This window comes from Micromonospora sp. II, assembly GCF_001709195.1.
In the GTDB taxonomy this organism is placed as follows: Bacteria; Actinomycetota; Actinomycetes; order Mycobacteriales; family Micromonosporaceae; genus Micromonospora; species Micromonospora chalcea.
The window spans coordinates 230,536-244,363 of sequence record NZ_LYXF01000024.1; the positions used below are offsets into that span (position 1 = coordinate 230,536).

The following is a 13,828-nucleotide window of genomic DNA, read 5'->3' on the forward strand; positions in this document are numbered from 1 at the left end:
TCATGCCTGCCGGGAAGACTGGGTCGCGCGCAACGTCAGCTCCAGATAGGCCATCATCGGAACGGCGACGACGAGGAAGAGCGTCGGCCGGTGCAGCGCGCCGAGCGACAGGAAGAACAGCGTGGTCGCCCTGATGAACCAGACCAGCGCCTCGTACGCGCGGGTCTCCGGCGCCCTGATGAGCGTCACGAGACTCTGCGTGAACCCGAGCCCGGACGCGACGAGCAGCGCCCAGAAGACGACCTCGGCATAGGCGCCCGCGCGATCGGCGCCCGCCACGGCCGCCGCGCCCGCGGCCACCACCGCCACGACCGGGAACACCACGGCGATCCGGCTGGAGGCCCTGGTCCCGATGGCCACCGGCAGCGTCCGGTAGCCCGCGACCCGGTCGCCTTCGATGTCCTTGAAGTACCCCACGAGGCAGAAGCCACTGAACGCGACCGCGACGAGCGCCGTCTGGAACCAGGTCACCGCCGGGATGTCGAGCCATCCCGCGTCGGGTCGGACGGCCACGGCGCCGAGCACCGTGAACAGCGCCATGTCGACGCCGTTGACGAGGTTGCCCAGCATGGGGATGCGCTTGGTCCAGGAGTAGACCAGGTGACCGCCGATCGCGATGACGCTCCACAGGGCCAGCGTCGGTGCGACCACGACAGCCACCAGCATCAGCGCGGTGGACAGCGCGAGCGTCAGCCCCAGCCCGACGTGGGGGTTTATCAGCCCGGTGACGAAGGGGCGGTCCGGCGCGTTGACGGCGTCGGCCTTGCGGTCGAACCAGTCGTTCATCACCACGCCGACGCCGTATCCGAGGGTGCAGAACAGCAGCCCGATCACGATGCTCGCGGCGCTGGCCCCGACCGGCGGCGCCGTCATGCCGACCAGACCGGCCGACAGCGAGAAGGGCACGAAGTGGAGCCGCCACATCCGCGCCCAGGCCACCAGCAGGTCCCGGGTGCTGACTGCGGGTTCGAGCCGGCTGACGGTCATCGGTCCTCCAGGTGCATCAGGTCGCGGACTTCGGCGAACGCGGCGACGACGCGCTTGAGCTGCTCCGACGTGTGCGTGGTGGCGAAGCTCGCCCGCAGCCGGGGCGAGGCGGCCGGGGGGACCACGGCGTTGACGTACACGCCGCGGTCCAGCAGGCTGCGCCACGCGAGCAGGGTCTGCTGGACGCCGTCGAGCCGCACCGACACGATCGGCGTCTCACTCGGTATCGGGTCGTAACCCAGGGCGGTGAGCTCGCGACGCACGTACGAGGCGTTCTCGACCGCCTGCCGGCACAGCCATGGTTCCGCCCGCAGGATGCGCAACGCGGCGTAGGCGGCGGCCAGGTTCGCCGGCGGCGCGGATGCGCTGAAGATGAGGCTGCGCGCGTGGTGGCGGAGGTACTCGATGACATCCTCCGGACCGAGCACCGCGCCGCCGATCGACGCAAGCGACTTGCTGAAGGTGACCGTGACGAGGTCGACCTGATCGGTGACGCCGAAATGGGCGCTGGTGCCCCGGCCGTCGGCCAGCACGCCGATGCCGTGCGCGTCGTCGACGAGCAGGCGGGCGCCGTACTGCCGGCACAGCCGGACCACCTCGTTCAGCGGGCACAGATCGCCGGCCATCGAGTAGACGCCGTCGACCACGACCAGCCGGCCGGCGTCCGAGGGGCCGGCCGCCAGCTGCCGCTCCAGGTCGGCCATGTCGTTGTGGGCGAACCGGCGGGTCTTCGCCCGGCTCATGCCGCAGCCGTCGTAGGCCGAGGCGTGCGCCTCGCGGTCGAGGATGACCTCGTCGTGACGAGACAGCAGCGACGCGATGACTCCGACGTTCGCCTGGTAGCCGGTCGGGAACACCAGAGCGGCCGGCATGCCGAGGAACTCGGCCAGCTCGTGCTCCAGCTCCTCGTGCAGAGGTGTGTTGCCGTTGAGCAGCCGAGAGCCCGTACGCGACGACCCGTACGCCTCGATCGCCGCCTGCGCCGCTGCTTTCACCTGGGGGTGGGAGGTGAGTCCGAGGTAGTTGTTCGAGCCGCACATCAGGATGTCGCCGTCCCCGGTCTGCGCGACGGTCGCGTCCTGCCCCTCGAAAGGAGTGAAGTACGGGTAGAGCCTGGCCGCGCGAGCCTCCCTGCTCTCGGTGTACGACCGGCAGCGGCCGAAGATGTCCACTGTCACCACGTTCGCGTAACCCCTCTCGTCTGGTACCCCGTGTGCATCAGGTCATCGGGCGGACCTGCTGCCCCAGCTGTCGGCGAACTCGCTCCGGACGGCGGCGCACCGCCGACCGGTTCCGGCCGGCACGGAACCGCTGTGCGGAGGGAGGTGGGCGATCGGACGCGGACGGCGTACGGAGGCTCTGCGGGTGGGTGCCCGCCGAGGCGGGCCCGGGCTCTCGCCGCAGGGTGGCCGGACCTGCCCGGCGGCCTGGCGCAACGGCGCGCCGGCACGCGGTGGCGGGTTCGCCCGGGTGAACGACGGCCGCCGGCCGCGGTTCGGCCATTCCGAATGCGAGCGGGTGATCCGGGCACCGCGGCCTGCACTTCGATCCGGGGCCGGCGATATCAGCCGGCATCAGGCCATCAGGCTTGCGAAGGCTCTCGGAAGCCAGGACCAGAACCAGAAGACGCGCTTCTACAGCAGCCCGATGAAAACGGTATTTCGACGGCAACGCATAGACCGGTACCTCCCCCGTTCCGCTGTCGACATTCATCAGCGGCGAATCGCTAAGCGATCTCTCTGGGGCAGGATGCTACGCCGGATCCGCAGCGCGAGTCCACCCCGCTTCGGGCGTCGGTTCCTCCCGGGTGCGGGGTCCACGCCGGCTTCCGGTGCGGTGCGAAGGGCGGTGATCGAGGGCTTGAACAGGGGTCATCCGGCCGGTTCGACAAGATCAACGAATAGTCGTCGATGAATAACCCGCATCTTCGTTCCGGCTGCCCGGCTTTGACCGGTCGCGCATCGGGCAGGCGAATCGGCGGGGGAATGTGGATAATGATCGTCGTGGCGCATCGCAGCAGACTCTCGACGATCCTGATCGACGTGCCGGGCGGTGAGGCGCCCGCAGCCGCCGCCTTCTGGTCGACGGCACTCGGCGTTCCGGCACGTACAGTCCCCGACGAGCCGCAGTTCACCTCTCTGCACGGCGCGTTGCCCGGCCTGGTGCTCGCGATACAGTCCGTGGACGAGCCGGCTCGATATCACGTCGACATCGAGACCGACGACGTCGAGGCCGAAGCACGCCGGCTGATCGCCCTCGGCGCTGTCGAGGTCGGCCGCTGGCTGGAGTGCATCACCTTACGGGCTCCGGGCGGTCATCTCGTGTGTGTCATCCCGTGCCACAGCGATCCGAAGACCTTCGAGTCCCTCTCCCAGGCGTGGGAATAGGCGCGCGGCCACGCAGGCGTCCGCATGGCCCGTGTCATGCTCGAAGCGATGAGCACCCAGCGTCCGCGCGACCCACGTCCCCTCCGTCGGCCGCGCCGCCCCCTGGCCCGCGTCGCGTTGGTCGTCGGCGTCCTCGCCGCGTTGGGCGCCGTCGCTGTGGTCGTGGTGCCGCTGCTGCGGCCGCCGGGCCCGCGACCGGCCTTCCAGCTCCCGGTGGCCTGCGGTGAGACGTGGCGCCTGTCGACCTATCCCGGGCACGACGACTACGACATCGACCTGTTCCCGGCCCGGGGCGAGGCGTGGGGACGGCCGGTGCTGGCCTCCGCCGCCGGCACCGTCACCGTGGCCGGGGTCAACGGTTCCCTGGGTGGTCGCACCCCGCAGGACCCGAACGGGCCGAAGGGGCGCGGCGGCGGCTACTGGGTGAAGATCGACCATGGCGGGAAGTGGGAGACGCAGTACCTGCACCTGCTCGAACCGCCGCTGGTCGAGGCCGGTCAGCGGGTGGCCCGCGGCGATCAGCTCGGGCGGGTCGGCAGCACCGGGAACTCCGGCGCCCCGCACCTGCACTACGAGCAGCGCCGGGGCTGGGAGAAGGTGGAGGCCCACTTCGACGGCGTGCCGTCCGGCATCACGTCCGACGACCGCGAGTACACCGTCCGGCTGACGAGCGCGAACTGCGACCAGGGTCGCCGGTAGCCACGGTTCGGCGTACCACCGGGGTCGCGCCGGACGGCGGCGAGAGCGGTCCCGGCGATAGGATCACCGGCACCCGCCGCCCGTACCCGCTGGAGCCCCGCTGTCCCGGCCGCCCGCCACCCGTCCCGCCCGGCGTGCCCGCCGGGCGTTGGCGCTGGTGTGCCTGCTCGTCGTGGCCGGGCTGCCCGCCGGGTCGGCGCCGCTCGGCGAGCCCGGGTCCGGGACGCTGCGGGTGCTCCAGATGAACCTCTGCAACAGCGGCCGGGCCGGCTGCTACACCGGCCGGGCCGTCCGCCAGGCCGCCGACGTGATCGCCGTCGAGCGGCCCGACCTGGTCACGCTCAACGAGATCTGCCGCGACGACGTGGAGACGCTGGAGCGCGCGCTGCGGGCCGCCCGTCCCGGCGGCACGGTGGTGTCCGCGTTCCACGCCGCCGGTGACCGCCCCAACGCCGCGCCCACCTACTGCAACAACGGCCAGCCGTACGGGATCGGGTTGCTGACCCGTCTCGACGCGCGCGGCGCGCGGCCCACAGTGCACCGCGGCACCTACCCGGCGCAGGATTTCGCCGACCCGGAGGAGCGGGTCTGGCTCTGCCTGCGGGCCGCCGGGCTGCTGCACGCCTGCACCACGCACCTGGCGAACACCAGCGGTCAGGTCGCGCTGGCCCAGTGCGCCCAACTGGTCGGCGCGGTGGTGCCGGCGATCCGCCGCGACGGCGGGTACGCGCCCACAGTGCTCGCCGGTGACCTCAACCTGCGCGTCGGCGGCACGCCGGACGTGCGGTCGTGCGTGCCGGCGGGTTACCGGCGGATCGACGACGGCGCCCGGCAGCAGATGGTGACGACGGGCGACGTCACGATCTGCTGCCACCGGCCGGTGGACATGCGCGGGACGACCGACCATCCGGCGCTGCTGGCGACGGTGTCGATCGACGGCGAGCCCGCGACGGACCTACGGTTTGCGGGCGAGTAGCCCGACGAACGTGTGGTAGGTGTCGGTCTGCTGCGGCGCGGGCGCGCCCGGATCCGGACGCCACTCGGCCAGCGGCACCAGCCCCGGCTCCAGCACCGTCAGCCCGTCGGCGAAGGCGAGGATCTCCTCGTCGGTACGCCAGCGGCCGGTGCCCAGCGACTCGTTGAAGACCCGCTCGACCTCGCGCGCCTTGCGGGAGCCCTCCGGGTCGCGCTCGCCGGGGTCGCGGAAGTGCGAGATCGCCACGTAGCTGCCGGACGGCATCGCGTCGATCAGCTCCGCCGCCACCGCGCCCGGGTTTTCGTCGTCGCCGAGGTGGTGCAGGATCGCGAAGAGCAGCAACCCGATCGGCCGGTCGAAGTCGAGGAACCGGCGGACGTCCGGGTCGTTGAGGATCTCCTGCGGCGCCCGGACGTCGGCCTGGATCACCGTCGCGGTGCCCTCCGCGGCGAGCAGCGCCCGCCCGTGGGTCAGCACGATCGGGTCGTTGTCCACGTAGACCACCCGGGCGGCCGGGTTGTGTTCGGTGGCGACCTCGTGCACGTTGCCCTGCGTGGGCAGCCCGGAGCCGAGGTCGAGGAACTGGTCGATGCCCGCCTCGGTGACCAGGAACCGGATGACCCGGCGCAGGAACGCCCGGTTGGCCTGGCCGGCGGCGGGCCCGTCCGGCGTGATCCGCAGCGCGTGCTCGGCGACCTTCCGGTCGACCTCGAAGTTGTCCTTGCCGCCCAGGAAGTAGTCGTAGACCCGGGCGACGCTGGGAACGTTGAGGTCGATGCCGGGGGGTGCCGCCTTGTCGCGGGTCACAGGCGTCTCCATTCGATTCTGATCAGCGCCGCCCGCCGGTGGGGTTACGGGCGTTTTCGGGGAGTGTAGCGACCGGACGGCCCGAATTGTGGCCCCGGCTGGTACCGCTCCCACGGCGTCGGCCCGTCACCAGCACGTTCACCGTGCGACACGCGGAACGCGCCGGGCCGGAACCGGTTCGCCGATGTCCGATGTGGCGTTCACACTGCCATACTCGGCATCGGACAGGTGAACATCGTCGTAAGGGTGATGGCGTGCGGTTCCGGGTGCTGGGTCCGCCCGGCATCGACCGGGACGGGCGAGGCGTGCCGCTCGGCGGGCCGAAGCAGCGGGCCCTGCTGGCCCTGTTCCTGCTGCGGCCGAACCGGTTCGTCGCCGCCGACTGGCTGGTCGAGGCGCTGTGGGACGGGCGACCGCCGGCCAGCGCCCACACGACGCTGCGCACCTACGTCGCCGGACTGCGCCGGGCGGTGGAGCCCGAGCGGTCCCACCGCGAGCCGGCGCGCGTCCTGCGCAGCCGCCCCCGGGGGTACGAGCTGCGGGTCGAGGACGATGCCGTCGACGCGATCCGATTCGGACGCCTGGTGGACCGGGCGGCGGACACGCTCGCGGCCGGGCAGCCGGCGGTCGCCGAGCGGACGTACGCCGAGGCGCTGGCACTGTGGCGGGGCGAGCCGCTCGCCGGCGTCGGCGAGCTGAACGCGGTGCGTCCGGAGGTGGCGCGGCTGACCGAGCTGCGGCTCACCGCCGAGGAGGGCCGCCTGACGGCTGCCGTCGCGGCCGGCCGGCACGCGCCGCTGCTGGCGGAACTGCGCCGCTTCGTGTCGGCGAATCCGCTGCGCGAGGGGGCCCGCGCGCAGTTGATGCTGGCGCTGTCCCGGTCCGGCCGGCAGACCGAGGCGCTCGCGGCCTTCGACGAGGGCCGCCGGGTCCTCGCCGCCGAGTACGGCCTCGACCCCGGTGAGCAGATGCGGGCGGCGCACCGGCTGATCCTGGAGCAGGCCGTACCGGCGCAGCCCGGACCCTCGGCGGTGGCCGGCCGGCAGGTCGTGCGGGCGGCCGGGCCCGCGCCGGCGCCGGCCGAACCCGAACCGGGCCCGGCCGCGGAGTCGCCGCGGCGGCACGCGGACCCGCTCGTGGGGCGGGGCGCCGAGCTTGCGCTGCTGCGGGAGACGCTCGACGCGGCCACCCGGCGCGGCGGGCGGGTGCTGGCAGTGGTGGGGGAGGCGGGCATCGGCAAGACCAGCCTCGCCGCGGCGCTCGGCGACCGGGCCGCCACCGGCGGCGTGCCGGTCGTCTGGGGTCGCTGTCCCGACGTCGGGCAGGCGCCACCGTTCTGGCTGTGGAACCAGGTGGTACGCGCGCTCGCGGCGATGCCGGACGCCGGCCCCACCGGCTCGGCGAGCCGCCTGGGCGGGTTCGCCGCCGGATCGCTGCCCGGCCCCGCGGAAGGCGGCGGCCTCGACCCCACGGCGCGGTTCCAGGTGTACGAGGCGGCGTCCGGCCTGGTGCACGCGGCGGCCCGGCGGCACGGCCTGCTGGTCGTGCTGGACGACCTGCACGCCGCCGACCCGGACTCGCTGCTGTTGCTGCGCTACCTCTCCGCCGGGCTGTCCACGTCCCGGGCGCTGGTGGTCGCCACGCTCCGTCCGTACGACAACGACCCGGCCCTGGTGGCGACGGTCGCCGAGCTGGCGCGCGGCCGCGACTTCGGTCAGCTCCGGCTCGCCGGGCTGGACGCCTCCTCGGTCGCCACCCTCGTCCGGCGCCGGACCGGGGTGGCGCCGCCGGAGCCGGTGGTGGCCCGCCTCGTCACCCGCACCGGCGGGAACCCGTTCTTCCTCACCGAGCTGCTGCGGTCCCGCACCGACGCGGCGGCCGACGCGGAACTGCCGCCGAGCATCCGGGACACGGTACGGCTGCGGCTCGTCGGGCTGCCCGAGCCCGCCCGACGCTGCCTCGACCTGCTCAGCGTGGCCGGACACGACCTGGACCTGCAGGTGATGGTGGCGGCGCTGGACACCACCGCACCGGCGGTCGCCGAAGCGCTCGCCCCGGCGTACACGGCCGCGCTGGTCACCGAGGCCGGGCCGGGCACCGTCACGTTCCGCCATCCGCTGATCGCCGAGGTCACCTACGCCGAGCTGGTCCCGCCGCGCCGGGCCGCGTTGCACGCCCGGCTGGCGCGCGCGTACGAGCGGGCCGCCGGTGTCGCGCCGGCCGAGCTGGCCCGCCACTACGGTCAGGCGATCGGCCTCGGACACGGCGAGGACCACCTGCGGTGGTCGCTGCGCGCCGCCGACGACGCGACGCGGCGGGTCGCCTACGAGGACGCGCTCGGTCACCTCGAACGCGCCGCGCACCGGCTGGCCCCGGCCGCGCAGACCTCGCCCGACGCGGCGTCCACCGAACTGACCGTCCAGCTGCGCCGCGCGGCGCTGTTGCAGATGACCGTCGGCGTCGGCAGCGACGCCGTCGACCAGGTCTGCGCCCGCGCCCGGGAGCTGCTGACGCTCGTCGGGCCGGACACCGACCTCCGGCACGCGCTCTGGGCGCTGGGTGAGCTGGCCGCCAACCGGGCCGAGTTCGCGATCTGCGCCGACCTCGCCGGGCGCCTGGTGCGGTCCGCGGACGACGGCAGCGGGCTGATCGCCGTGGCCGGTGAGTACCTGCTCGGCGCGGTCGGCTACTTCACCGGCCGTCAGGCCGAGGCCGAGCGGCGGCTCAGCGCCGGCATCGAACGGCTGCGTACCGTCGACCGGGCGCTGCTGCGCCGGGAGGTCGGCCGGCGGCCGGTGCTGGCCTGCCACAACTTCCGGGCGCTCGTGCGGTCGATGCGCGGCGACCCGGTCGGCGCCCGGGCGGACATCGCCGACGCCGAGGCCCTCGCCGAGGAACTGGACGACCCGTACGGCCGGGCCAACGCGGCGCTCTACGCGGCCTGGCTGGCGATGCAGGAACACGACGTCGACGCGGCCGACGCCGCGGGACGGCGGTGCCGGGACATCGGGAGGTCCACCGGCCTGCCGCACATGACGGCGACCGGCGCGTACTTCCTGGAGTGGGCCGCCGCCCGCGCCGGCGACCACGGCCGGCTCGACGCGATGCGCGCCGCCGCCGACGGGTTCTACCGTCCCGGGTTGCGGTCCACCCGCACCATCACGTGCGCCGCGATGGCCGAGGCGTACCTGACCGCCGGCCGCGCGGAGACCGCCGCGACACTGGCCGAGGAAGGGCTGGCCGTGGCGGACCGGTTCGGTGAGCGCGTCGTCGTCGCGGAGCTGCACCGGATCCGTGGGGCCGCGCGCCGCGACCGCGCGGAGTGGGACCTCGGCGCCCGGATCGCCGCCGACCAGGGCGCCGCACTGCTGCGGCAGCGGTTCGCGACGTTCTGACCGGTGTGGCGGCCCGCCTCCACGCCTTCTCCACACCCTTTCCACGCCGGGCTGGTGCCCTGGTCGGCGTCGGACGGCCGGAGCCGTCCGGGACCACGTTCCGAAAGGGCATCACGATGGGATCAGTTCAGCCGCCGGATCGCCAGGCCGTCCAGGAGGTCGACGTCGCCGTCATCGGCTGCGGGCCGGTGGGCGCGCTCACCGCGAACCTGCTCGGCGCCCGCGGCGTCCGCACGCTCGTCGTGGAGCGCAGTGCGACGGCGCACGGCCAGCCGCGGGCCTTCTCCTGCGACGACGAGGCGATGCGCATCTACCAGCAGGCCGGCCTGCTCGACGAGATCCGCGACGCCACTGTCGCGCCGCCGCTCGTGGAATACGTCAACGGCGCCGGCCGGGTCTTCGCCCGGATGGCGCTGTCCGAGACGGACTTCGGGTACGGGCACGCGCCGCTGCGCTTCTTCGACCAGCCGCGGCTGGAACACACGCTGCGTACCGGGCTGGACCGGTTCCCGCACGTGCAGCTCTCGCTCGGCACCGAGATGGCCGGCCTCACCCAGGACGAGGACGGGGTCACCGTGCTGCTGTCCGACGTGGCCACCGGGCAGCGGCGGACAGTCCGCGCCCGGTACGTGCTCGGCTGCGACGGCGCGCGCAGCGCTACCCGCGCCGCCGTCCGGATCCCGCTGTCCGGGGCGAGCTACGCCGAGCCGTGGCTGGCCGTCTCCGGCGACGTGCCGCCCGACGCGGTACGGGTCGGGGACACCCGGTTCGTCTGCGACTGGCGGCGTCCGGCGTTCGTGTCCCCGGGCGCGGCCGGCAGCTACCGGATGGAGTTCATGCTGCGCCCGGGGGAGACCGAGGACGAGATGCAGCGGCCCGAGACCGTCGCCGCGCTCGTCTCGCCGTACGTCGACCCGGACCGGTTCACAGTCACCCGCGCGGTGGTCTACACCTTCCACCACCTCATCGCGCGACGGTGGCGGGAGGGACGGGTGTTCCTGCTCGGCGACGCCGCCCACCAGATGCCGCCGTTCATGGGCCAGGGACTGTGCAGCGGCCTGCGCGACGCGGCGAACCTGTCGTGGAAGCTGTCGCTGGTGCTGTCCGGCGTCGCCGACGCCGCAGTGCTCGACACGTACGAGATCGAGCGGCGCCCGCACACGGTGGAGATGGCGCGCACGAGCGTCCGGCTGGGGCACGTCTTCCTGGCCCGCAACCGGGTCACCGCCGGAATGCGCGACGCCGCGCTGCGGGCGGTGCAGACGATCCCCCGGGTACGGCGGTTCGTGGAACGCTTCGAGTTCAAGCCGGTGCCGGCGTACCGGCGGGGCCTGATGGCCGGCGGGCGGCGCGCCGGCGTGGTCGGGACGATGTTCCCCCAGCCGCGGGTCCTCGTCCCGGGCGCGCCCGGGGAGCGCCTGCTCGACGAGGTGCTCGGCGACGGTTTCGCCGTGCTCGGCCGCGCCGGCGTGGACAACCCGCTCGGAGCGTGGCGGCCGGGGCTGCCGGCGCGGTTCGTCGCGGTCCACCCGAGCGGTACGTCGCTCGCCGACCTGCCGGATCCGCTTGCCGGCCCTTCGGCACCCGGCGGGCCGGACCGGGTCGACGTGGTGGACGCCGAGGGGGTGCTCGGCGGTTGGCTGCGACGGCACGGCGCCGACCTGGTGGTGCTGCGGCCGGACCGGTTCGTGTTCGCCATGGTGGCTGCCGGTGGGATCGAGCAGGCCGGGCGGGACCTGTCGGCCGCGCTCGGCGCGCCGGACGGAGGCCGGAGCCGGGCGGACACCCCGGGACTCGCGGCGGCAGCCGATTCGTGACCGGACGCCCGGCAGTCGTGCCTCCCGGGGCCTCTCGTCGTCCACAGCGGACGGCACGGAGGTCACCCACCACCACCCGCCCTGGTCGTACCAGACCTCGTGGACGGGGCACGCCCTTGCCGGGATGCGTGCACGCGCGTAGGAAGAGCACCACCATCCACCACCGTCGTACCACCCTCCGATGCCGAAGGAGACGCGCGTGCCCACCCCCAGACGGCTCCGTCTCGCCGTGTCCGCGCTGGTGACCGTATCGGCCGTGTTGCTCGGCTCCGGCGCCGCCGCGGCGCCGCCCGCGCCGGCCGCGAACCGGTCCTGCGACCCGATCGACCCGGCGGCCTGCCTGCTGCCGTTCCCCAACGACTACTTCACCGTGCCGGACCGCAGCACGCCGACCGGCAAGCGGGTGCGGTTCGCCGCCTCCGCGATGCCGGCGAACGTGCTCGGCGTACCGATCGACCCGGCGGAGTGGAACCGGCAGGACGGGTTCAGCCCCGGCTCGCCGATCCTGGCGCGCGTACCCGGTCTCGACGCCACGCGGACCCGGATCGCGCCGGTCACCGACGTGGGCCGCTCGCTGGCGCCGGACGCGCCGATCGTGCTGCTCGACGCCCGCACCGGGCGGCGTACGCCGTACTGGGCCGAACTGGACGCGCACGCCGCCGGCAACCCGGACCGGCAGGTGCTGATCATCCGGCCGGCGGTCGCGCTGACCGAGGGCGCCCGGTACGTCGTCGGCCTGCGCGGCATGCGCGACGGCGACGGCGCGCTGATCCCGGCCCCGAAGGCGTTCCGCAGTTACGTGACCGGCGCGGGCCTGGACCGGCGTGACCCGCGCGCGCCTCAGATGAAACGGATCCTCGCCGACCTGAGCCGGGCCGGCGTCAAGCGGCACAGCCTCTACCTGGCCTGGGACTTCACCGTCGCCAGCCGGCACGGTCTGACCGGGCGGATGCTGGCGGTCCGGGACGGCGCGTTCGCCGCGCTCGGCCGCCGCGCTCCCTCGTTCACCGTCAGCCAGGTCACCGACTACACGCCCGAGCAGGACCCGCTGATCGCCCGGCAGGTGACCGGCACCGTCGCCGTGCCGTCCTACCTGACCGGTGACGGGGGACCGGGCTCCCGGCTGCACTACGGTCCGCCCGGCGGCGACGGCACGCCGCCGACGCCGAACGCGCTGCCCACACCGTCCGGCACGACGGTGGCGGCCGACTTCGTCTGCAACATCCCGCGCAGCGCGTCCGCCACGAAGCCAGCCCACCTGTCGCTCTACGGCCACGGTCTGCTCGGCCGGCCCACCGAGATCAACGCCGGCAACGTCAAGACGATGTCGCAGACGTACGACTTCACCTTCTGCGCGACCAGCTGGATCGGCATGGCGGCGGCCGACGTCCCGTACGTGGCGGGCGCCTTCACCGACCTCAGCGCCTTCCCGGCGGTGGCCGACCGGCTCCAGCAGAGCTTCCTGAACTTCCTCTTCCTCGGCCGGACGATGATCCATCGCAACGGGTTCGCCGGCCACCCGGCGTTCCGCGACGCCGCCGGACGGCCGCTGATCGACGTGGCCGGCGGGCTGCACTACGACGGCAACAGCCAGGGCGGCATCAACGGCGGCGCGCTGACCGCCATCGCCCAGGACTGGACCCGCTCGGTGCTCGGCGTGCCCGCGATGAACTACTCCACGCTGCTGCAGCGCAGCGTCGATTTCGCTCCGTTCCAGACCGTCCTGGACGGCTACTACCCGGACAAGATCGATCAGCAGCTCGTCTTCGGGTTGTTGCAGATGCTGTGGGACCGGTCCGAGGCCAACGGGTACGCCCAGCACATGACCGACCGGCCGCTGCCGCGTACCCCGGCGCACCGGGTCCTGATGCACGTGGCCTTCGCCGACCAGCAGGTCTCCACCGCGGCGGCGGAGGTGCAGGCCCGCACCATCGGCGCCCGCCTGCACACTCCGGCGCTCGCCGACGGCTGGTCACCGGACGTGCGCCCGTTCTGGGGCATCGCGCCGATCCGCAGGTACCCGTACGCGGGCTCGGCCATGGTGGTCTGGAACAGCGGCGCGGCGTACGCGCCACCGCCGACGAACCTCGCCCCGGCCGGACCGGAGTACGGCGAGGACTCGCACGAGTTCCCCCGCGCGCAGCCCGGCGCGCAGCGGCAGAAGGCCGTCTTCCTGCTCACCGGCAAGGTGATCGACGTCTGCCCGGGCCGGCCCTGCCCGTGACGTCCGGACCGGGCGTGCGATGGCGCACGCCCGGTCCGCCGCCGGGGGAGTGGCGCCACCGGCAGCGGCGCGCGGCGTCTGATCGCTGACAGGTGAATCAGCGATTGGATATCCCGCGTCTTTACGGCCAGATCCCGAACAAGACCTCATTATCCGGCTCTTCTCCGCAGTAGGAACTGTCTCCGATAAGGTGCCGATTCCACATGAGACGGACATGTCCCTCCAGTCCGTGATTGCGGCACGGGTGGATGAGGCCGGCCGGCACGGGCTCCTGGGCGAGAAGTCAACCCCGTGGATCAGGGCAATTTTGAGGACTTCTTCCTCTTGTTTTTCCCCACTCCTTTCCTTTGGTCGACGCGCTTATCGCGCGCCCCGATCCGGATGCGGAAGCCATTTCCGCAGGTCGCGTGGAGTGTCGTGAGCATACTGATCTTGGCTGCCCGGATTGGCGGCCCTGATTGGCGTGATCGACGGGCAACGCAGAGCGACGCCTGGTGTTATGCTGCGCTCCGGGGGAGGTAGTCTGGATGATGTCA

General features: G+C 73.4%; 9 protein-coding genes. 6 read left to right on the forward strand and 3 right to left on the reverse strand.

All coding sequences use genetic code 11. The annotated features are described in order from the left end of the window. Both A8711_RS12945 and A8711_RS12950 read right to left on the reverse strand, forming a co-directional pair. Complete coding sequence (locus A8711_RS12945) at window positions 1-987, reverse strand: UbiA family prenyltransferase (protein ID WP_069088339.1); 987 nt, start codon at window positions 985-987, stop codon at window positions 1-3. Further along, window positions 984-2,165 (reverse strand): aminotransferase class I/II-fold pyridoxal phosphate-dependent enzyme, encoded by a 1,182-nt coding sequence (locus A8711_RS12950; protein ID WP_199744108.1) that lies wholly within the window; start codon window positions 2,163-2,165, stop codon window positions 984-986. The genes A8711_RS12945 and A8711_RS12950 overlap by 4 nt, the downstream gene beginning before the upstream one ends. A gap of 825 nt (window positions 2,166-2,990) precedes the next feature. Here A8711_RS12950 and A8711_RS12955 point away from each other — a divergent pair. From A8711_RS12955 to A8711_RS12965, 3 genes are all read left to right on the forward strand, one after another. Next, on the forward strand, window positions 2,991-3,374 hold the full coding sequence (locus tag A8711_RS12955) for a VOC family protein (protein ID WP_223200967.1): 384 nt from the start codon (window positions 2,991-2,993) through the stop codon (window positions 3,372-3,374). 48 nt (window positions 3,375-3,422) lie between these two features. Next, the gene (locus A8711_RS12960) at window positions 3,423-4,073 is read left to right on the forward strand and encodes a M23 family metallopeptidase (RefSeq protein ID WP_069088341.1); all 651 of its coding nucleotides are present in this window, start codon (window positions 3,423-3,425) and stop codon (window positions 4,071-4,073) included. A gap of 157 nt (window positions 4,074-4,230) precedes the next feature. Continuing rightward, window positions 4,231-5,049 carry an endonuclease/exonuclease/phosphatase family protein gene (locus A8711_RS12965; RefSeq protein ID WP_233607839.1) on the forward strand — a complete coding sequence of 273 codons (819 nt, stop codon included), beginning with the start codon at window positions 4,231-4,233 and terminating at the stop codon, window positions 5,047-5,049. On the opposite strand, the gene A8711_RS12970 is transcribed toward A8711_RS12965, so the two are convergent. Continuing rightward, on the reverse strand, window positions 5,029-5,856 hold the full coding sequence (locus A8711_RS12970; protein WP_069088343.1) for an SAM-dependent methyltransferase: 828 nt from the start codon (window positions 5,854-5,856) through the stop codon (window positions 5,029-5,031). The genes A8711_RS12965 and A8711_RS12970 overlap by 21 nt on opposite strands. Window positions 5,857-6,110: 254 nt before the next feature. On the opposite strand from A8711_RS12970, the gene A8711_RS12975 reads away from it, so the two are divergent. The 3 genes from A8711_RS12975 to A8711_RS12985 all read left to right on the forward strand — a co-directional run bounded on the left by A8711_RS12975 (window position 6,111) and on the right by A8711_RS12985 (window position 13,292). After that, on the forward strand, window positions 6,111-9,251 hold the full coding sequence (locus A8711_RS12975; RefSeq protein ID WP_069088344.1) for a BTAD domain-containing putative transcriptional regulator: 3,141 nt from the start codon (window positions 6,111-6,113) through the stop codon (window positions 9,249-9,251). Window positions 9,252-9,367: 116 nt separating this feature from the next. Then, the gene (locus tag A8711_RS12980) at window positions 9,368-11,068 is read left to right on the forward strand and encodes a bifunctional 3-(3-hydroxy-phenyl)propionate/3-hydroxycinnamic acid hydroxylase (RefSeq protein ID WP_069088345.1); all 1,701 of its coding nucleotides are present in this window, start codon (window positions 9,368-9,370) and stop codon (window positions 11,066-11,068) included. A gap of 199 nt (window positions 11,069-11,267) precedes the next feature. Then, a complete protein-coding gene (locus A8711_RS12985) occupies window positions 11,268-13,292 on the forward strand; it encodes a hypothetical protein (protein WP_069088665.1) in 2,025 nt (674 codons plus the stop codon). Window positions 13,293-13,828 lie beyond the last annotated feature (536 nt).